The 20,547-nt window shown below is 61.5% G+C and carries 14 protein-coding genes; 10 read left to right on the top strand and 4 right to left on the bottom strand.

Going from position 1 to position 20,547, the window contains the following annotated elements:
* Positions 1–7 precede the first annotated feature (7 nt).
* The 8 genes from CV013_RS00845 (at position 8) to CV013_RS00810 (ending at position 10,101) form a co-directional block, all read left to right on the top strand.
* Positions 8–889: an HpcH/HpaI aldolase/citrate lyase family protein gene (locus tag CV013_RS00845; protein ID WP_102153376.1), complete on the top strand. Its 882-nt coding sequence runs from the start codon at positions 8–10 to the stop codon at positions 887–889.
* Between the two features lie 23 nt (positions 890–912).
* Positions 913–1,308 carry a secondary thiamine-phosphate synthase enzyme YjbQ gene (locus tag CV013_RS00840; protein ID WP_223805363.1) on the top strand — a complete coding sequence of 132 codons (396 nt, stop codon included), beginning with the start codon at positions 913–915 and terminating at the stop codon, positions 1,306–1,308.
* A 149-nt stretch (positions 1,309–1,457) separates the two neighbouring features.
* A complete protein-coding gene (zwf, locus tag CV013_RS00835) occupies positions 1,458–2,900 on the top strand; it encodes a glucose-6-phosphate dehydrogenase (protein WP_190276555.1) in 1,443 nt (480 codons plus the stop codon).
* Positions 2,901–2,906: 6 nt separating this feature from the next.
* The gene (gene edd, locus CV013_RS00830; protein WP_102153374.1) at positions 2,907–4,712 is read left to right on the top strand and encodes a phosphogluconate dehydratase; all 1,806 of its coding nucleotides are present in this window, start codon (positions 2,907–2,909) and stop codon (positions 4,710–4,712) included.
* Between the two features lie 15 nt (positions 4,713–4,727).
* A complete protein-coding gene (gene glk / locus CV013_RS00825; RefSeq protein ID WP_102153373.1) occupies positions 4,728–5,711 on the top strand; it encodes a glucokinase in 984 nt (327 codons plus the stop codon).
* On the top strand, positions 5,708–6,322 hold the full coding sequence (gene eda, locus CV013_RS00820; RefSeq protein WP_102153372.1) for a bifunctional 4-hydroxy-2-oxoglutarate aldolase/2-dehydro-3-deoxy-phosphogluconate aldolase: 615 nt from the start codon (positions 5,708–5,710) through the stop codon (positions 6,320–6,322). The genes glk and eda overlap by 4 nt, the downstream gene beginning before the upstream one ends.
* Entirely contained in the window at positions 6,319–9,090 is a 2,772-nt protein-coding gene (locus tag CV013_RS00815; protein WP_102153371.1) for a phosphoenolpyruvate carboxylase, read from the top strand. The genes eda and CV013_RS00815 overlap by 4 nt, the downstream gene beginning before the upstream one ends.
* Positions 9,091–9,180: 90 nt before the next feature.
* Complete coding sequence (locus CV013_RS00810; RefSeq protein WP_102153370.1) at positions 9,181–10,101, top strand: restriction endonuclease; 921 nt, start codon at positions 9,181–9,183, stop codon at positions 10,099–10,101.
* Positions 10,102–10,304: 203 nt separating this feature from the next.
* Here CV013_RS00810 and CV013_RS00805 read toward each other — a convergent pair whose 3' ends face one another.
* Together CV013_RS00805 and CV013_RS00800 are read right to left on the bottom strand one after the other, a co-directional pair.
* Positions 10,305–10,571, bottom strand: a complete 267-nt coding sequence (locus CV013_RS00805; protein ID WP_102153369.1) for a DUF1294 domain-containing protein — start codon at positions 10,569–10,571, stop codon at positions 10,305–10,307.
* 196 nt (positions 10,572–10,767) lie between these two features.
* Positions 10,768–11,310, bottom strand: a complete 543-nt coding sequence (locus CV013_RS00800) for an energy transducer TonB (protein ID WP_102153368.1) — start codon at positions 11,308–11,310, stop codon at positions 10,768–10,770.
* 257 nt (positions 11,311–11,567) lie between these two features.
* Here CV013_RS00800 and CV013_RS00795 point away from each other — a divergent pair, with 257 nt between their 5' ends.
* Positions 11,568–14,513, top strand: a complete 2,946-nt coding sequence (locus CV013_RS00795) for a DUF2339 domain-containing protein (protein ID WP_102153367.1) — start codon at positions 11,568–11,570, stop codon at positions 14,511–14,513.
* A 64-nt stretch (positions 14,514–14,577) separates the two neighbouring features.
* Positions 14,578–15,252: a response regulator transcription factor gene (locus CV013_RS00790; protein ID WP_102153366.1), complete on the top strand. Its 675-nt coding sequence runs from the start codon at positions 14,578–14,580 to the stop codon at positions 15,250–15,252.
* Between the two features lie 802 nt (positions 15,253–16,054).
* Here the strand turns inward: CV013_RS00790 and CV013_RS00785 are convergent.
* Both CV013_RS00785 and CV013_RS00780 read right to left on the bottom strand, forming a co-directional pair.
* Positions 16,055–18,790, bottom strand: a complete 2,736-nt coding sequence (locus CV013_RS00785) for a TonB-dependent receptor domain-containing protein (RefSeq protein WP_102153365.1) — start codon at positions 18,788–18,790, stop codon at positions 16,055–16,057.
* An 83-nt stretch (positions 18,791–18,873) separates the two neighbouring features.
* Positions 18,874–20,499: a hypothetical protein gene (locus CV013_RS00780; RefSeq protein ID WP_102153364.1), complete on the bottom strand. Its 1,626-nt coding sequence runs from the start codon at positions 20,497–20,499 to the stop codon at positions 18,874–18,876.
* Between the last annotated feature and the right edge of the window lie 48 nt (positions 20,500–20,547).

Here is a 20,547-nt window from a genome sequence, read left to right as displayed (position 1 = left end):
ATTCCTGATGAAGCTGTTGAGATCGTTTCTGTTCATTCCCGGCGATAGCGAAAAGAAGCTGGCCAAAGTGGCGGGATGCGGGGCCGATGCGGTCATCCTCGACCTGGAAGATGCCGTGGCACCTTCGGCAAAAGATGCCGCACGGAAGCTGGTTGCAGCATTCCTCCGCGATTTTGACCGCGATGCGCCGGGTGCTCCGCAGCTCTGGGTCAGGGTCAACCCATTCGATACGGGAATGACGGAAGGCGATCTGGCGGCGGTGGTGCCGGGTGCGCCGCATGGTATTGTTCAACCCAAAACGAATGGGTCAGACTGTGTCGCGAAGCTTTCCGGCTTGCTTGATCATATGGAGCTGGCGCACAGTATTGCGCCGGGATCGATCCGTATCATTCCCGTTGCAACAGAAACCGCCATCGCACCATTCCGTCTGAGCGAATATGCCACTGCCGATCTGGCGCGCCTTGCCGGGCTGACCTGGGGGGCGGAAGACCTTGCCGCTGCGCTGGGCGCGACTGGCAACCGCGATACGAATGGCGAATGGGGCTTTACCTACAAGCTTGTCCGTTCATTGACGCTGATGGCGGCCCATGCTGCCGGGGTGCCGGCGATAGAGACACTTCACGCCGATTTCCGCGATGAGGATGGTTTGCGCGCCAGCAGCCGCGCGGCGCGGGCAGAGGGTTTTTCCGGGCGACTGGCTATCCATCCCGCGCAAGTCGCGCCGATCAATGAAAGCTTTACGCCCAGCGATGAAGAGGTCGCCTTTGCTCAGCGGATTGTCGATGCGTTTGCCGCCAACCCCGATCTGGGAACAGTGGGGATCGATGGCAAAATGGTCGATATTCCCCATCTGAAAGCGGCCCGCCGCACATTGGGGCTGGCGGATTGAGCGTCGGAATCGCGCACGGACGATTGCATATCAGAACGTCGGGAGAGAGCCTGACGGACGTTTCGGGTGACGTGCAGCGATGGCTGGATCAAACCAGGATCGCCACTGGCACCCTCTCGCTGTTTTGCCGCCATACCAGCGCGGGGCTGCTGATTAGCGAGAATGCCGACCCTTCTGTTCAGCGCGACCTGCTGCTGTGGCTGGATCGGAGCGTGCCGCAAGGTGATCGCTACGAACACGATTGCGAGGGGCCCGACGATATGCCCGCCCATATTAAATCGGTGGTGACGGGAGATGCGCTGACAGTTCCCTTTGCCGCCGGTCGCCTGCTGCTTGGTACATGGCAGGCGATCTATCTCGCCGAATTTCGCGGGCAATCGCATCAGCGCGAAGTGGTGCTGACAGCGATTGGGGAATAGCATGGGCGCAGGGACCGTGTCGGCGGCTCCTGCGTTATGAATACATATCCGCTGCCCTTTGCCACATGGCGAATGATTGCTACCCATGATGCTGCAGCGCAACAAGATTACTCTTACTGCCGGAGTGTCATGACCCAAGGCCAGATATTATGAACTTTACCGCAGATCGTCTGCTGCTGTTCGGCGCCACCGGCGATCTTGCCCAGCGTATGCTGCTGCCGTCGTTATGTGCGCTCGATCACGATGGATTGCTCGACCCTGAACTGAAAATCGTTGGGACGGCGCGTTCGGATATGAGCGATGCGGAGTTCAGAAACTTCGCGCGTGCGGCGCTTGAGAAATATTTGCCCGCAGGCCGCCGTGGCGGCATGGCCGATTTCCTCAATCGGTTGAGCTATCAGGCGCTCGATGCGACCACGATTGAGGGTTTTGACGAGCTGGCAAAGAAGGTTGGCAAGCCACAGAAAGGGCTGGCCATTTTCCTTTCCACCGCGCCCAGCCTTTTTGAGCCGACCATTGCCGGTTTGCAATCGGCGGGGCTGGCTGGCGCCAACGTGCGGATCGGGCTGGAAAAGCCGCTCGGCACGTCGCTGGAGACGAGCGAGGAAATAAACGACGCCGTCGCATCCGCATTCAGCGAAGACCGGATTTTCCGGATCGATCACTATCTCGGCAAGGAGACGGTGCAGAACCTGCTCGCACTGCGGTTTGCCAATATCATGTTCGAACCGATCTGGAATTCGAACTATATCGAGCATGTCCAGATCACCGTGGCGGAAACGGTCGGGCTGGAATCGCGCGTTGCGTATTACGACGATTCCGGGGCGCTGCGCGATATGGTGCAGAACCACATGCTCCAGTTGCTTGCGCTGGTCGCGATGGAGCCGCCGACCAGCTTCGATTCCACTGCCGTGCGCGATGAGAAGGTGAAGGTTCTGCGCGCATTGCGTCCGGTGAAGGACGGCGAAACCGTGACCGGCCAGTATCGTGCCGGGGCCATCGGTGGAAAGTCGGTGCCCGGATATGACGAGGAACTGGGTAAAGATTCCGATACCGAAACGTTCGTCGCGATCAAGGCGCACGTCGATAACTGGCGCTGGAACGGGGTGCCGTTTTACCTGCGTACCGGCAAACGTCTGCCCGAACGCGTGACCGAAGTGGTGATCCAGTTCCGCCCGATCCCGTTTTCGATCTTCGAAGGCAAGGGGGCCAAGACACAACCCAACAGGCTGGTTATCGGCATTCAGCCGGAAGAAAACGTGCACTTGTCGCTGATGGCCAAAGTACCCGGTCTGGATCGCGAAGGTATCCGCTTGCGCCCTGTGCCGCTCGACATTTCGATGCCCGATGCATTCGCCGGTGCGGTCAAGCGGATCGCTTACGAACGACTCCTGCTCGATCTCATCGTCGGAGATCAGACGCTGTTCGTGCGGCGCGACGAGGTGGAGGCGCAGTGGGAATGGATCGACGGCATCCGCGCCGAATGGACTGCGGAAGCGCAGACCCCCAAAACCTATGCCGCCGGAACATGGGGCCCCAGCGCCGCCATCGCTCTGGCCGAGCGCGACGGCGTGACCTGGCATGATGAGTAACCGATCATGAGCAATATCAACGACACCGTTCACCGCGTAACCCAGCGCATTGTCGCTAACAGCCGCGACAGCCGACGGCGCTATCTCGATCTGATGGATCGCGAGCGGGACCGGCAGCCGGATCGCAATTCGCTGTCATGTTCCAATCTCGCGCACGGTTTCGCCGCGGCGTTGGAAGATCAGCAGGCGATCAAGACCAATCGCGGCCCGAACCTCGCCATCGTCACAGCTTACAACGACATGCTCTCGGCGCACCAGCCCTATGGTACTTATCCGCCGCAGATGAAGGTCTGGGCGCGGGAGGTCGGCGCGACGGCCCAAGTGGCGGGCGGAACGCCGGCGATGTGCGATGGCGTTACGCAAGGTCAGGATGGGATGGAACTATCGCTGTTCAGCCGCGATGTAATCGCGCTGAGCACGACCGTGGCGATGAGCCATGCGATGTACGATGGCATGTTCCTGCTCGGCATTTGCGACAAGATCGTGCCCGGCCTGTTCATGGGCGCGGCACGGTTCGGCCATCTGCCCGCGATCTTCATTCCGAGTGGCCCGATGCCCACCGGGATCGCCAACAAGCAAAAGCAGAAGGTTCGCCAGCTCTACGCAGAAGGTAAGGCGACCCGCGCCGAATTGCTGGATAGCGAGAGCGCCAGTTATCATTCGCCGGGCACTTGCACGTTCTATGGCACAGCGAATTCCAATCAGATGATGATGGAGATGATGGGGCTGCACATTCCTGGCTCGGCTTTCGTTCAGCCCGGCACGCCTTTGCGGCAGGCGCTCACCCGTGCTGCGGTGCACCGTCTGGCGCAGATCGCCGATGATCCGGCGCACAGCTTTGCCCGGTGCATCGATGAAAAGGCCATTGTGAATGCGGCAGTCGGTCTGCTCGCAACCGGCGGATCGACCAATCATGCCATTCACTTGCCTGCTATGGCACGGGCAGCGGGAATTGCGTTCGATTGGAACGATCTGGCCGAACTGTCGGGCGTGGTTCCGCTGGTAACCCGAGTCTATCCCAATGGTTCGGGTGACGTGAACCATTTTCAGGACGCGGGCGGCATGGGTTATGTCATCGGCACTCTGCTGAGCGAAGGGCTGGCGCATCGCGACATCGTGACTGTCGGGGGCGACGATCTGTCGATCTACGCGCAGGAGCCCTGGCTGGACGGCGATGTGCTGGAATGGCGCGATGTCGGGGAAAGCGGCGATCCCGAAATGCTGCGTCCGGCCAGCGATCCGTTTCAGGCCGATGGCGGGATGCGACTGGTCGAAGGCAATCTTGGTCGTGCCTGTTTCAAGACAAGTGCGGTCGAGCCCGAACGCTGGACCGTGGAGGCGCCGTGCCGCGTGTTCGAAACGCAGGCGGCGGTTGCCGATGCCTTCAGCAAGGGCGAACTGGATCGCGATGTCGTGGTCGTGGTGCGTTTTCAGGGGCCGCGTGCCAACGGAATGCCCGAATTGCACAAATTGACACCGCCTCTGGGCGTGTTGCAGGATCGCGGATATCGCGTTGCGCTCGTCACCGATGGACGGATGAGCGGGGCCAGCGGCAAAGTGCCCGCAGCGATCCACTGCACGCCAGAGGCATTGGGCGGTGGCCCGCTGGCACGCCTGCGCGATGGCGACATTGTTCGGCTGTGCGCGCGAACCGGAGAGCTCTCGACCACGGCGGACCTCGACGTGCGTGAACCGGTTGTCGTTACCGAGGACGAGAATGGCATGGGCCGCGAGTTCTTTGCAATGTTCCGCGCCAACGCGGATTCGGCGGAGAAGGGTGCCAGCTCGATGCTCGCGCTGGCCGGATTGTAAGGAGAAAATGGCGCGATGAGCGAGATCGTCACAGTCGATATCGGCGGAACCCATGCCCGTTTCGCCATCGCCAAAGTGGCCAAAGATGGCACGATAACACTGGGCGAACCGGAAACGCTCCATACCGAAGATCACGCCAGTTTTCAGACGGCCTGGCAGGATTTTCGCCAGCGGATGGGGGGCACGTTGCCCGATGCAGTGGCTATGGCCATTGCTGGTCCGGTCGGCGGCGAGGTGATCCGGTTCACCAATAACCCGTGGTTGATCCGTCCCAAACTGATCCCGGAAAAACTCGGTTGCCCGCGCTATACCGTCGTCAACGATTTCGAAGCGGTGGCGCACGCGGTTGCACGAGCGCCGGAAGACCAGTTCATGTACGTTGCCGGGCCGGATGAACCGCTGACCAGCGATGGGACGATTTCGGTGCTCGGACCCGGAACCGGACTGGGAGTGGCGCATCTGTGGCGATCAGGCGACGAATACCGCGTACAGGCGACCGAAGGCGGCCATATCGAATTCGCTCCGCTCGACAATATCGAAGACACGATCCTCGCTCGCTTACGCAAGCGGCACCGTCGTGTCTCAGTTGAGCGAGTTGTCTCGGGGCCAGGTATTGTCGATATCTATCAGGCACTTGCTGCGTTGGAGAAGCGCGCCGTTGCCGATATGGACGATGTTTCGATCTGGACCGCCGGGATGAAGGGCGAGGATAGCCTTGCCGCTGCGGCGGTCGATCGTTTTTGCCTGTCGCTGGGCAGCGTCGCGGGCGACATCGCGCTGGCGCAGGGCGGGTTTGGCGGCGTGGTGATCGCCGGCGGGCTCGGTTACCGCCTGCGCGACCTGCTGCCACAGTCCGGTTTTGCCGAACGGTTCCGCGCCAAGGGGCGCTTCGACAGCCTGATGGGGACGATCCCGGTCAAGTTGATAACTCACCCGCAGCCCGGCCTTTTTGGCGCGGCTGCCGCCTTTGTCCGCCAGCATGGATGCCCGAAATTATGAGCGATATCGAAACCATCATGCGTACCGCCCCGGTGATCCCGGTGATCGTCGTCGACGATATCGACCATGCAGTGCCGCTGGCCCGTGCTCTGGTTGCTGGCGGCCTTAAAGTTCTGGAAGTTACACTCCGCACCCCCGCTGCGCTCGATGCGATCAAGGCGATGAAGTCGGTTGATGGGGCGATTGTCGGTGCGGGAACGGTAACCAACTCCACACAGTTGCAGCAAGCCATTGATGCGGGAAGCGAATTTATCGTCAGCCCCGGCCTGACCGAACCGCTTGGTAAGGCTGCGGTGGCGTCGGGTGTGCCGTTCCTGCCGGGTATCGCCAACGCGGGAGACATTATGCGCGGGCTCGATCTGGGGCTGAATCATTTCAAGTTTTTCCCGGCAATGGCCTCGGGTGGACTGCCCGCGCTGAAGGCGCTGGCCGCACCGTTCGGGCAGTGCAAGTTCTGCCCAACCGGGGGCATCGGGCTCGACACCGCGCCGCAATGGCTGGCTTTCGATCCGGTGCTATGTGTCGGAGGAAGTTGGGTTTCTCCCAAGGGGGCGCCCGATCCGGCGATGATACAGGCGCTGGCTCACGAAGCAGCGAGCCTTGGTCGATGACCCGGGTGGCCGATCTCGTTGAACGGCTACAGGCGGCGCATGAACGCACCGCGCAGACGCCGATGTTCAATCCGGTGTTCCAGCTTTCGCTTGATATTTCACGACAAATTGAGGCGGGCGAGCTGACGCTGAATGATGTCGCCGGGCTGGTGGCGGAGCTGGAGTGCGATGCTTTGCAGAGCCGGGCGGCACGGCTGCGGCGATTGGTGGAGCCGATGTCGGCACCGGTCGCATTGGCTGCTATGGTGACGCAAGATACGGATTTCGCTGAGTTTTCTGACCGCTGGCAGAACCCTCAGCTCCACGCTGTTTTCACCGCGCATCCGACCTTCCTGATGACCCCGGCCCAGTCCGACGCCGTCGCGCAAGCTGCTGGGCAGGAAGGGGAAATCGGACCGAGCGTGTGCGTTCCAGGCAACGACAGGCCGGAGATCACGCTTTCTTACGAACACGACCGCGCATTGCGCGCGATGGCCAATGCTCAAGATGCGCGGGACACAATTGTGCATCGTTTGCTGAGCCATGCACAGCAGCAATGGCCTGATAAATGGCACGAATTCGATGCCTTGCCGTTTCGCCTCGCCACCTGGGTCGGGTACGATATGGATGGCCGCACCGACATCAAGTGGCACACCTCTATCACCTTCAGATTGCAAGAAAAAGCCAAGCGATTAGAACGCTTTGCAGAAAATCTGAAAAAAATAGACGAACAGCACCCGTTATTAGCCACATTACACGGGGCAATCCACTACACACAGGCCCGTTGCGCCGATTTTGCGCGGGAACTGGTCGATCCGGCCGATCTTTCCGCTGCGGCAGACCGGTTGACGGCCGACGATCCCAACAAGCTGCTCTCGCTCACCCCGATCATCGATGCGCTGGAAAACGAGGCGCGCGATGCCGGTGGGGAGCGCGCGGTTGCCCTGCGGACTTTGGCGGCATCGATGCGGGCCGATGGGCTGGGAATGGGGTGGATCCATTTCCGCGTGAATTCGAGCCAGCTCCACAACGCGATCCGCAGCCGTCTGCCGGAAGGGCAGCAGATCGACGTGGCGAGCCGCGGCGCGCTGGCCACTTTGCGGCAGATGCTGGCGGAGGTGCGCCCGCTGCGATCCAACTTCGCGGCGCTGGCCATCGAAAGCTCTTCCGCCATTCGCCAGTTTCTGGCGATGGCCCAGATTCTGCATCACATCGATGCCGATACTCCGATCCGCATGTTGATCGCCGAATGCGAACAGCCTGCCACTGTGCTGGCCGCACTCTATTTCGCGCGGCTGTTCGGCATCGCGGACAAGGTCGATGTTTCGCCACTGTTCGAAACCGAAAGCGCGCTGGAACATGGCGGCCGCTTCCTCGACGCGCTGATGCGGGAGGAGGCCTATACCGATTACGCCCGCCAGCGCGGGCGCGTGTGCATTCAGACCGGGTTTTCCGATGCCGGGCGCTTTGTTGGGCAAATTCCCGCAAGCCTGGCGATCGAGCGGTTGCAGGGGCGGCTGGCCAATGCGATGGAGGCAAACGGCCTGACCGACACCGCCGCGCTGATTTTCAATACCCACGGCGAGAGCATGGGGCGCGGCGCGCACCCGACCAGCATGGCCGACCGGCTCGAATGGCCGCTCAGCCCGTGGGCGCGGCGACGGTTCGTGCGCGCAGGCATCCGGCTGGAACCGGAGGTCAGCTTTCAGGGGGGCGACGGATATCTGTTTTTCGCTACGCCTGAACTCGCGCTGGCCACGCTGACCAGGATTGCCGAACTGCGCCCGGCGCAGACCGATGTCGATGCCGCGATCGATCCGTTCTATCGCCGCACCGACCTCTCGCTCGATTTCTATCGTGCGATTAAAGAGGATCAGCGCGATCATCTGGAAAGCAAGACATACAGTCGCGCGATCACTGCGTTCGGGCTGGGAATGCTCAACGAAACCGGCAGCCGGAAAAGCCGCCGCCAGTCGGACCTGTCGGCCGACCGCGATATGAGCCTGCGCCAGATCCGCGCGATCCCGCATAACGCGATCCTGCAACAGCTCGGCTATCCGGTGAACGTCATTTCCGGTTTCGGCAGCGCAGCGGAAGGAAATTACGAAGATCTCGGCGCGCTGCTGGCATCCAGCGCGCGCGGGCGGCAAATGGTGCGGCTGGTGCGGGCGGCCAATGCGCTGGCCAGCATCAAGACCGTGGCGGCGTATGGCGAACTGTTCAATTCGGCCTATTGGGCCAGCCGCACCTATCGCGGCACCGAAGAGGCGCTGGCCCCCGCGTGCGAGGCGCTGGCCGGATACCTGACCAAGGATGATCGCGCGGGCGTCTTCCGCCGCCTGACATCGCGCCTGCGGGTCGATGCGCTGAAGCTGCACCGCCTGCTGTCGCATGTGCCGGACGAAGCCCCGATGGAAGGGCGCGAGCACGTGCGCCGCGAAATCGGCGTGCTACAGGCTCTGCGGCTGGCGCTGTTGCAGCATATGTTCCTGAAAGCGGTGAGTATCCCGGTATTCGCCCGCGCCAACGACATCAGCCGCGACGATGTGCTGGAAATGGTGTTCACTCTGCGGATCGAAGACGCGCTGCAACAGTTACGCCGTGCCTATCCCGCGCAGGTGGCCACGCTGGCCGATTATGCCGTGGCCGAACCGGGCGATTACCCCGATGGCGACAACGAAGGATACGCCGCGATCCACCGCGATTATATCGACCCGATAGAAACCGCCCACGCGCTGAATTTACGCATCGGCGCCGCCATCGCGCACCAGTTCGGGGCGCATGGGTAGGGGGTGTTTGGGGACACAATTGGCTATCGCTTTTATCATTGACGAGGTTAGGGGCATTGCCGATCCCCATCAATTCGCTAATCAGTTGGTATGGCCATTCCTGATTACCAGACACTGATGTTGCCCGTCTTACAAGTCGCCGCACAAGGTGAGACAAGAATTCCAATCGCTTCGGAAAAAATCGCCGATCAATTCGGCCTAACCGAAGACGAACGAGAGGAGCTATTGCCTAGCGGAAAGCAGATGCTTCTTCACAATCGGCTGCATTGGGCAAAATTTTACATGGCCAAGGCGGGCTTGATTGACAGCCCATCACGAGGTGTTTTTGTCGCTTCTAATGCCGGCAAGGCATTGTTGGCGAAAAAACCAGAGCGGATCGATGTGGACTTGCTCAAGACATTTCCTCAGTTCCTCGAATTTTACAACAAGAGTAATTCGAGCAAAGGTGGAGTCCAAGTTTTCGCCGAAGAACAGTCGGCGGCTTCTGACGTTACACCTGAAGAACAAATCGATGCCGCCAGTTCCATATTGATCAAAGCGCTCAAGGCGGACCTCCTCGCCCGCATTCAGGATCAGACCCCTACGTTCTTTGAGTACCTGATTGTCGAATTGCTCGTCGGGATGGGTTACGGTGGCTCGCACGATAACGCAGCCCGCCGCCTCGGTAAATCAGGTGATGGCGGTATTGACGGGATTATCGATGAAGACCGTCTCGGTCTGGATCGAATTTATGTTCAGGCAAAACGCTATAGTCCCGATCAGACGATCGGGCGGCCTGCCGTCCAAGGTTTCGTTGGCAGTCTGATTGGTTTTGGAGCGACTAAGGGTGTTTTTGTTGCAACGTGTACATTCAGCAAGCAGGCCCTCGAATATGTTGAGAATCTCCCGCAGCGTGTAATTTTAATCGACGGTGATCTACTGGCCGAATTAATGATCGAATTCGGCATCGGAGTGAGGGTGAGTCGAGCTGTCCAAGTGAAACGCGTCGACGAAGATTTCTTTGTAGATTGATCGAGGTCCGGTTTCCATTGACGTAGGAATCGATGTTTGATCCCAGATCGTGCTAAGGGCCTTTGCAGCAAGTCCAGTTTTATCGGATGGTCAGATCGCTATTTAGCATGAGTCAGCAATTGTCCGCAGAAATGGTGGGCGTTTATGGGTTCGTTTTTGGCAGAACTGGAAGGCAAAACGTAAATCCACCTACACCCAAAAAATCAAATCAACCAGAAACCGATCAGTCCGCCAAGCTGGATAACCGCGATCAGTTGCAGGTAGGTTGAGAACGGTTCCTTGCGGGTCTTGTGGCGGAACATGTGGCGGGCGAGGAATGCGCCGGGGGTGCCGCCGATCAGGGCCAGTTTCAGCAGGTCGGCTTCTGGAATACGTCGTGTGCCGTTGATTGCATAGACTTTGTCGCGCCAGAAACTGACGAAAGTTGCGGCATTTACTGCCAAAATCGCAAGTATTATCCACGTAAGCACTCAGCTTACTTAGTGGATATGAGTTGATAGATGGTAAATGGTGTGTATTTTTGGCGATATAGTGTACGCGCTATTGCGCCCCGATCCGGTTATTGGGCCGGTGTCGGTGGCGCCGATTGGAAGGGAGGCGCGCGCCGATGCCTCCCCCGTTTTCTGGCGATGGCAAGTGCGCCGCGCCGGTTGTGCCTGAGCTGCTTTACCGGCTGATTGCGCCCACTGTCGGGGCGTTGCTGTACCCGACGTAATAGTTGCGGATGCCCGGAACCGTGTTGCCATTGCCGTCGCGTATCGGCGCCGCAATCTGCGGGCTGCTGGCCACTTCGCATGCCAGTTTGTCGAGCGCAGGGGCGGCGTTGCTTTGTCGGATGGCGCAATCACTCAGTGTGCCATCGCCTGCCATCGTCAACAGTACTTCGGTCATATAGCTGTTGTTTTGAGGGACATCGGGCAGCGATATGACGATGTCCGCATCTTCGTTCTTGTATTCACCTGCCTGGGTTTTGTCGGCAACAAAATTGATCCGTTCCCGTCGGACAAAGAACGCAGGAGCACCGTTGCGGTCTTTTGCCGGACGGAAACGCGCCCGTTTCATGGCGCCCCCACACACTGCGGCGTCGAGTTCAGTCGAACGGCTGCTGAAAACAATCGTGCAGCGATCAGGTTTGCCCTGCCGGTTTACCGTCAATTCATAAGTAATGTTCGATATTGCCTGATTTATGGGCGGAAAATCGCTCGCCATAACCCAGCTTGACGGATCTACCGTTGGTTCTGCTTTAGTTGGCATCGCTGCAGTTGCAGCTGATGCTGCTATAAATAAATATATTATGGGTAAATATACCGATAGTTAATTGATTAATTTTAACAAATGTTATTTATTACTACCATGAATCTTTTTATTGTAAAATAAAACTTTCTCCGAGGGCGACCCGCGCCACAACGCTTTCCAACCCGGCGTTTGTAGCTAATGATGGGCGCAAACGGAGATTGTTGCGGTTTATGGATATTTTGCTGCTTGCCCTGCTGGCCGGTGCGATTGCGTGGCTGTGGCGGCGCGTCGATGCGCTTGAGCTGACGGTTGCCCGTTTGCAGGCCGAGCGTGTGGCGTGGGGGCGGGGGGCTGCGGCCGCTCCGTTGGCAGATGCGGCGGAAGAAACGCGTGAGGGAGCGGAACTGGCTCAACCGGCGGTGCCACCTGTGCAGCCCGCGCAGCCGGCCCCTTCGGCAATACCGCGTGTGGCGCGCGATGCGGCGCCCGTTGTCACCGCCTCTGCTGCGTCGGAGCAGACGAATAAGGCCTCCGCGTCTTATGAACCGGTCGCTGACAGCCTGCTCCGCAACGTGCTCAACTGGCGGCCTTCGTTCGATTTCGAGGATTTGTTCGGGCGCCTGCTGCCGATCTGGGCGGGCGGAGTCACGCTGGCGGTGGCGGGGTTCTTCCTTGTGCGCTGGTCGATCGATGCCGGGTTGCTCACGCCACCGGTGCGGGTGGTGCTGGCCGGGCTGTTCGGTCTGGCGCTGATCGCCGGGGCGGAAGTGGCCAATCGCTGGCGCGACCGGGTGGCCGATCCGCGTGTGGCGCAGGCGCTGGCCGGGGCCGGGCTGGCGACGCTCTATGCCGCGTTCTACCTGGCCGGATCGCAATACGGGCTGATCGGATCGACGCTGGCGTTCGTGGGGCTGGCGCTGGTGACGGCAGCGGCGATTGCGCTGTCGTACCGCTTTGGCTTGCCTTGCGCGGTGCTGGGGCTGGTCGGCGGATTTGCCGCGCCCGCGCTGGTCGGCGGGGAAGAGGCGAACCTGCCGCTGCTGACGCTGTACCTCGGGCTGGTGACCGCCGGGCTGACTCTGACGGGCAAGCAGCAGGACCGTGTGTGGCTGGGCATGGCATCGCTGGCAGGAGGGCTGGGCTGGGGCGCTCTGTTGTTGCTGGGCGCGGCGCCACGGGGTGGCGATCTGGTGGTGCTGGGGATCTATCTCGTGCTGCTAGGCGGGATCCTGCCGACGCTGACCGGCGGGAGCGGGCGGCTGCACTGGCTGGTGCGCGTGGGCGCGGCGGCGATTGCCGCGCTGCAACTGGCCGCACTGGTCCATCAGGGCGGCTATGGCGTGCTGGAATGGGGTCTGTACCTGTTGTTGGGCGCGGCGCTGGCGTGGTTTGGCTGGCGCAGTCCGGCGATGCGCGAAGGCAATGCCGTCGCCGCGGCAGTGGGCGTTGCTCTGCTGAGCATGTGGCCCGATCCGGCGGCGACCGGTTTTGCCTCTGTTGCGGCTGTGCTGGCGATCCTGTTCGCTGCGGTGCCGTTGGCGCAGATCTGGCGCGGGCATGGCCGCACTATCGATTTCGCACAGGCGAGCGGCGTGGCGCTGGGCCTGTCGGCTGCATCGTATTGGCAGTTCGGCCATTTCCTGCGTGGGGAGAGCGAGCCGCTGCTGGCGCTGGCGAGCTTTGCGCTTGCACTGATCCCGGCAATGGCGGTGTGGCTGGGGTGGAACCCTGCGCCGCACACGCGCCGAGTTGTGGGTGCAGGTGCATCGGCCACTGCGCTGGCGGGAGTGGCGGGGCTGATGGTGCTGCCTGCATGGGCGGCCCCGGTGGTCGCGCCGGTGCTGGTCGCCGGGGTGCTCGGCTTGCGGCGGCTGGAAAGTGGCTGGCTGGCGATTGCCCGCGGTGCGGCGATTGTCGGCCTGCTGCTGGCACTGTTCCTGCCGCAACCATTCCCGGAAATGGTCAACGAGATCGAGCGCGCCATCGGCATGAACGCAGAGGCGGGTTGGCCAGACCTGCTCCGCTGGCTGGCGGTGACGGCGGCGTTTGCTGTTCTGGCATGGCGCGGAAGCCCCGGTCGCTGGCGGCTGGCAAGCGAAGCGCTTGCGGCGCTGGCGGGATATATCGCCGTGGCGCAAGTGCTGCCGCCCGATGCACTGGCGTGGAGTGTCGCTCTGGTCGCCTCACTGATTGCATGGCGTTTGCCGAGGCCGGGTGCGCTGGCGGCTCTGTTGGGCATTGCGGCGCTGTGGGCGATACCGGCGCTGATCCACTGGCTGGATGGCGGGGTGGAGGCGCTGGTCGGCATCCCGCTGCAATCGGGCGACCTGCCTGCGCTGAAGACCGTGGCGCTGCATATCGTGCCGCTGGTCGTTGCGCTGGCAGTGGCACTGGCCACGGCGCTGCGAAACGATGGGGCTGCGCGCCGCGCTGCCATGATGGCGCTGGGGGTTGCCGGCACAGTCGCGCTCCACACCGCCTATCGCCATGCCTTCGCGGCAGTCGCGGGGGCGGACTTCGTGGCCACCGGGATGATGCAGCGCACAGTGTGGGAAGCGATACTGCTGGGCGCGGCATGGCTGGCCACACGGCAAAGCTGGCATCGCACTGCGCTGTCGCTGGCATTGGCGGGGCTGGCGCATTTCGGCTGGTTCACACTGATGCTGCACAATCCGCTGTGGGCGGAACAGGCGGTGGGCACTCTGCCGGTGATCGATGCATTGCTGCCTGCCTATGCCGTCGGCCTGCTAACGATCCTGTTTGTGCGCCGCCATCTGCCGCAGTCCCCCGCATTTCTGCGCTGGATCGCCGATGCCGCGGCGATGGCGGTAATCGCGCTTTATGCGTTGAGCGAGCTGCGCCATCTGTTCGCAGGATCGCTGCCGGTGGCGGGCACGATGGGGCAGAGCGAAGACCTGCTGCGTTCGCTGCTCGGCATTGTGCTGGCGGTCGGGTTCCTGTGGTGGGGTGCCCGCTCGCAGCAGCGCAGCTGGCGGATCGGTTCGCTGGTGCTGATGGTGCTGGCTGTGGCCAAAGTATTCCTGGTCGATACCGCCGGGCTGGGCGGGCTGGCGCGGATCGCTTCGTTCATGGCGCTGGGCTTCAGCCTGATTGGCATCGGCTGGTTCTATTCCCGCCAGTTGCGGGGGAGCGGGAAAGCAGAGGAGAGCGCGTAACAATAGTCACGAACGCGTCACATCGGCGCGGCAATCGGTGTGGGACCAAGGGGACTCACACGACATGGATGTGGTCAATATTTTCGTGACTGGAAACGCTGTCGAAACGATGGACGATTTCGTCCACGACGGCACCCGATACACGTTCGACCGGCTCGATCCCGACGGGCCGAAACGGCTGGTCGAAGGGCCGGTGCGGGCCTTCGTCGATTGGGTGATGGACGATCTGGCGGGCCTCGAAATGTGCCGCCGCCTGCGCGCCGATCCCCGCCTGACAGAAGCGCACGTGACAATGGTGCTGGAAGAAGACGACCCCGAAGATCGCCGCCGTGCGCTGCGGGCCGGGGCAGACGACTATATCGTCGGCCCGGTGGACCGCACAGCAATACTGGACCGGGTGCTGGCGGTGCAGACCCATCGCCAGATGCGGCACGCGGCACAGCGGTTCGAGATTGGCGATCTGACCATCGACATGACTGCATTGCAGGCCCGTTGGCTGGGCGAACCGATTGTGTTGCGGCCAAACGAATTCCGCCTGCTGCGGTTCTTCGCGGAAAACGCGAACCGGGTAATGGGGCGAGAAGAGATTATTGCCGGGCTGGGCAAGCAGGAACCGGCCATCGATGCGCGCACGGTCGACGTATGGATCGGGCGCTTGCGCCGCGCGCTGAAGACCGCCGGGGCAGGCAACCCGCTACGCACAGTGCGCTCGCTCGGTTACGTTTTCGACGCGCCATAGAGGGTGAGGTTCGCCCGATTATTCGGCGCCGCGGATCTGATCCGGTGCGCCATCCACTCTTTCGTCATTGTGGACGCAGCGAAGCAATCCAAGGTGGGGCGGTGGTGCCCATTGCAGCGGTTGTGGAGGAGACGAGGTTTGGTCCATGGATTGCCGCGTCGCTTACGCTCCTCGCAATGACGAAGGGCGGGCGTGTGCGATAGTATTAGCCAACCATCGACAGCGCTAGCCTACCCCTGAACCAAACCCACCCTGAACCAAAACCACTTCGTGCCTTCGCGCCTTCGTGTGACAAGCTTCCACCCGACGTTCCCGCCCATCGCGGCGGCTGTGAGGGAGTGAGGTAAGGTCCATGGATTGCCACGTCGCCTGCGGCTCCTCGCAATGACGTGGAGGGAGCGGCAGGGCATGGCGGTCCGCCAATCGGCCGCTTCCATTGCGCCGTCACCCCGGCCATCGAGCCGGGGGCCAGCTTTCCCCTGCACTGCGCTGGAAGAAAAAGGGGGGGGGGGGGGGGCCGGATCAAGTCCGGGACGACGGTGTGAGGTGGTCACACGTCTCCCCCTCGTCATTGCGAACGCAGTGAAGCAATCCATAGACTGACGGTTCTCTGCCTATCGCGGCGGTTGTGGTGGGGGCAAGGGCGGCCCCTGGACCGGGGTCTGGCTCTCTAGCGGATCGGAGCCTTCGGAAGCGGGCTCTTCTCCAGAAGTTGCCCACGCCATCGCTGGTGCCCATCCAAAAAAACGGGCCGCCCCGAAAGGCGGCCCGAAGTTTGGGAGGTTCCGAAATATAGCCGGTGTTACAGATCGATACCCAGCGTGAACGCCAGTGTCGTGCCCACGTCGTAGGTATTGATATCGATCCGGTTGTCGCCTGCTTGCTGGAATTCCTGATGACCTTGCCCGAAGATATTGCGGGCTTCGAACTTGGCTTCCATCCCGGCACCGAACAACGTGAACCCTTCGCGCCATACGAAATCGAGTTTTACACCGGGCCGCTCGATCACGTCGGGTTGCGGCGGGCTGCCGTTGAGCCCGCGGCTGACCACACGGTCGCTGGCGTAGGATAGCAGGAACGTCTGTTGCGACAGCCGGTCGGTATCTTCCAGACCGAGCTGGAGGTTGACGATATGGTCCGACTGGCCCGTCAATGGCGCACCGTCGCGGAAATAGTCGGTCGCGATAGTCGATGCCGCGCCATATACGGACACGGTATCGTCGGCGCCGACTTTCAGTTTCGACTTGGTATAGGTGTAGTTGAGGATCGTCACGACCCGGCGGCCATCGAAGAAATCCCCGCCCATGTTCTGAAGCGGCCAGTATTTTGCCACTTCCAGTTCGCCGCCATAAAGATCGGCCTTGGGCGCGTTGGCATAGCTGGTCAGCAGATCGATACCGGTTACGAACGCTTCGATCGGTTTGTCGATATGTTTGTAGAACCCGGCCAGCGATATGCGCTGTTCGGGGGCGAAATACCATTCGTATCGCGCTTCGGCGTTGAACAGCTCGCTATCGACCAGCAACGGGTTGCCGCGATAGGGGCGGTTCGATTCCGGGTCGTAATACGGTTGCGCGATCAGTTCGCGGAACTGCGGGCGGGCAATCGTCTTCGATGCGTTGAGGCGGATCTGCATGGAGTTTTGCAGATCGAACGTCAGCGTGGCGGCAGGCAGCCAGTAACTGCGTTTCAACGTCGCTTCGGGCACCGATGGCGGCACCGATACGAATACCGGGATCGGTTTGGTGAACTGCGAACCGTCTTCGTAGCGCACACCGGCATCGATCGCGATGCTGTCGGTCACCTGCCAGTTGCCCTTGAGATACCCGGCCTTGGTGGTCAGACCTGCGCCGAATTTGGGCGTACCCGGATCGGTTTCGATCATCGTGATGCCCAATGCATCGATCACGCTGGGCGACAGCAGCAGATCGGGCCGCAACATGCCGATGGCGGTTACGGTGTACGGGCTGCCCAGCCATTCGTTCGGAGCCAGGAACAGGAAATCGCGCCGCGAACTGGTACGCTTGGTATCCGAATAGGCCAGTCCGCCAGTCAGCGAGAGCGACGGTGTCGCGCGATAGCTGAGGTCAAGCCCGGCGGCATAGAGATCTTCGTTCAGGTCGGAGAAGGTGATCCCGGCATCGCCGCCGTTGCCGTTGTTCAGCCGGTTCACGAAATACTGGCCGAACGGGTCCGCATCCGAATTGGTGCGGACATATTCGAATGTCAGCTCGCCCGGCGCCTTACGCTTGCTGTTGGCATAGGACATGCGTGCATCGAGGTGCAGTTCGGGCGTCAGCTCCAGCTCCGCCACCGCTTGCGTGTCGAACAACTGGCGTTCGTAAAACGCAGTGCGTTGATCGATGAAGTCGGTGTCGCCGTTCTGCGCGGGCCGCTGCCCGAATGCGAGCGATGCTTTCTTCAGCGTGTCGTGGATATACAGCGTGGTCCAGCGCAGTTTGTTGCCGTTGCCTTCCAGACCGAAGCCGAGCAAGCCATTGACAGTAGTGCGCTGATCGGTGCTGACCTGGCGGAAATCCTTTTCCAGCGAGTTGAGGTCGGCGCTTTGCGACAATTGCTGGCGGATTTCGCGGGTGAGGTACTTGTTCGAATATCCGGCCGCTGCGATCACACCGAGGTCGAGATCGCCCAGCGGGAAGGTCTTGCCCGCTGAAATGCTGCCCGACACATTGACCGGGGTGTGATCGTATTGCTGGATCACGGCGTTGCGCCAGCCCACCAGTTCGCGGGCGATAGCGGTCGAATTGACATCGTCCGTGCCGATCAGCAGGCCTTTATCGAAATAGTCTTGCAACGCCGGGGGCGGATTGCGCGAACCGTCGTCATACCCCAACCAGTCGGACTTGCTGCCGTAATAGGTGTAGCCCAGATTGCCGGTGGTGAAGGTATCGCCCGAAATCCCGGCGGAAATCTTCAGGAACGGCTGATTGGGTGTCGCCTTGGTGGTCAGGTTGATGACCCCGCCACCGAATTCACCCGGATAGTTCACTGAATAGCTTTTCTGCACCAGCGACGATGCGATCACGCCGGTCGGGAACAGATCCAGCGGCACCACGCGTTTCAGCGGTTCGGGGCTGGGCAGGGGCAGGCCGTTGAGCAGGGCCAGCGAGTAACGATCGCCCAGCCCGCGGACATAGACGAACCCGCTGCCGACCAGACTGAGACCGGGGACGTGCGCCAGTGCGCCCGCAATATTGCCTTCGCCGGTACGCGCGATTTCGGCGCTCGACAGGACGGAGACGACCTGATTTGAGCTACGCTCGATATTCTGGAACCGCCGTCCGGTGACGACGATTTCGCTGCCGCCGGGGATCGAAACTTCCAGATCGTCCTGCGGCGGGGCGCTGTCGGCGCTGGTCGCACCGGGATCGGCAGGCGTATCGCTTGCCGTTGTGTCGCCCGGCTGGGTTGCACTCGGGTCGGTTTGTTCGGGCGCGGTCTGCGCGTGGGCAAGGCCCGGCGCAGTCAGCGCGCTGGTGAGCAGGAGCGCTCCGGCCAGCCGCAGGGTGGTGGACATCTGGTTCCCCCTAAAAATCGCGATCATCGAAAAAGGGGGCAGCCGTTGCGGCGGCCGCCCCCCTGTGCTCGGGTTGCAGCCGATCAGGTGGTCGGCAGCGAAGTGCAGGCAGAACCGCTGCCGAAATCGGCGTAGGAGCTGTCGCAGGTCCAGCCCTTGTACCAGGCGGTGTTGCCCGACCATGCCGCACCGATGTGATACGGCGACGGCGCCGCTGCGAAGAAGCTCGACAGCGTGCTGGGGTCGGTGGTGACGATCGCGTCTTCGTTCGCGCCGTTGACGAAAGTCATCGTCAGGGTGTTGGTGAAGGTGTCGCTGTTGTTGTTCGCACCGGCACCGAAAGCGGTCTTCACCTGATCGGCGGTGAACGGAGCAGAACCGCTGCCGTCGCCGATATACTTGGTGCTGTTGCACTGAAGCACGACCGAACGCGCCGTCAGCGTCGCACGGTTGGCGCTGTCGGTGTTCGATGTCATGCGGATGCATTCGTTTTGCGGTGTGATGATCGCACCGTTGTACAGCGTGACATCGGCATTGCCGCGGAACAGCGTGGCCGCCTTATCGGCACCTTCGTTGCTGGGGCTGGTCGAAAGTTGCAGGCCAAGGAAGTTGACCACTTTCAGGTTCGTGCGCGGAGTTTCGGTTTCCTTGCCGTTGGAATCGATTTCCATCAGCGCGTCGCCCTGACCCGGACGCTGGATCAGCAGCACGTTCTGCAGACTGGCGCGTGAGCCGGTGTCGACGTCAAGGCTGTCGTCATCCGCACCGGTTGCGACGTAGCCCTTGATGTTCACGACACCGCCGAACAGTTCCATCCCGTCGTCGGAGCTATTGTGCGACTGGAAGTGTTCGATCACCGTGCCGGAGCCGATGCCTTCCGGCGTCAGCGCCTGCAGTTCCTTGTTCGCGCTGAGCACGAACCCGGAATAGCGGATCTGGAAGTACTTCATCGTACCGGCGTTGTAGGTGTCGTCGTTGCCGCCGAATCGGGCGAGGTTCACCGCGCCTTCGGTGTCGCGTTCGCAAGTGCCCGCTGCGGTCGTGCCGACATCGCAATCGGTGATCTTGCCACGGCCCAGCAGCACCACGCCGCCCCACTGACCGATGGAGGAGTCAGTGTTGATCCCCGCGACGTTGTCCTGGCTGGTGAAGATGATCGGTGCGCTGGCGGTGCCGACGGCGTTGATCTTGTTGCCGCGGTTGACCGCGATCCACGACTGGCCGGTGCGGGCATAGAGAATGACGCCCGGATCGATCGACAGCGTTACGTTGGTATCGGCCTCCAGCGGAGTGGAGCAGCCGACCGTGGTGGAAGTGTAAGGCGCGCCAGCGGTCGGCGCCTTGAAACCACCGTCGCAGCCCACGTCGACACGGCCGTTCATCGCGTAAAGCAGGCCCGTCACCTTCGGCAGCGTGACGCTCTTCTTGATCAGGCTGGGCAGTTCGCAAATCCGGTATTCACCGGTCGGGCCGGTGATCGTGCCCTGATCCTTCAGTTCGACACTGCCGTCGTTGGTCAGTGTGGGGCAGGCGCCGGCGGGTTTGACGGTGGCCGTAGGTGTCGGCGACGGAGCAGGCGTAGGTGCCGGGTTCGTGATATCGACGTTGACGTTGCCCGATGTGCCGGGCGAAGCGACGCCATCGGGCCCGCAGCCGGAAAGAGCGGCAAGGCCACAGCCGAGCAGAAGTGTGCGCTGGAAGTTGGTCACGGTAAACGGTCCCCTCAAAAACCGGAAAATCACAGAATCGATTGATGC

The sequence above is a fragment of the Tsuneonella flava genome, assembly GCF_002870965.1.
Lineage (GTDB): Bacteria > Pseudomonadota > Alphaproteobacteria > Sphingomonadales > Sphingomonadaceae > Tsuneonella > Tsuneonella flava.
This window is presented reverse-complemented; position numbering and strand designations above follow the sequence as displayed.

Bases quoted from the DNA above. Each gene is read 5' to 3' on its own strand.
- CV013_RS00845 (WP_102153376.1), top strand. From the start codon at position 8: ATGAAGCTGTTGAGATCGTTTCTGTTCATTCCCGGCGATAGCGAAAAG.
- zwf (WP_190276555.1), top strand. From the start codon at position 1,458: ATGAACTTTACCGCAGATCGTCTGCTGCTGTTCGGCGCCACCGGCGAT.
- edd (WP_102153374.1), top strand. From the start codon at position 2,907: ATGAGCAATATCAACGACACCGTTCACCGCGTAACCCAGCGCATTGTC.
- glk (WP_102153373.1), top strand. From the start codon at position 4,728: ATGAGCGAGATCGTCACAGTCGATATCGGCGGAACCCATGCCCGTTTC.
- eda (WP_102153372.1), top strand. From the start codon at position 5,708: ATGAGCGATATCGAAACCATCATGCGTACCGCCCCGGTGATCCCGGTG.
- CV013_RS00815 (WP_102153371.1), top strand. From the start codon at position 6,319: ATGACCCGGGTGGCCGATCTCGTTGAACGGCTACAGGCGGCGCATGAA.
- CV013_RS00810 (WP_102153370.1), top strand. From the start codon at position 9,181: ATGGCCATTCCTGATTACCAGACACTGATGTTGCCCGTCTTACAAGTC.
- CV013_RS00800 (WP_102153368.1), bottom strand. From the start codon at position 11,310: ATGGCGAGCGATTTTCCGCCCATAAATCAGGCAATATCGAACATTACT.
- CV013_RS00795 (WP_102153367.1), top strand. From the start codon at position 11,568: ATGGATATTTTGCTGCTTGCCCTGCTGGCCGGTGCGATTGCGTGGCTG.
- CV013_RS00790 (WP_102153366.1), top strand. From the start codon at position 14,578: ATGGATGTGGTCAATATTTTCGTGACTGGAAACGCTGTCGAAACGATG.
- CV013_RS00785 (WP_102153365.1), bottom strand. From the start codon at position 18,790: ATGTCCACCACCCTGCGGCTGGCCGGAGCGCTCCTGCTCACCAGCGCG.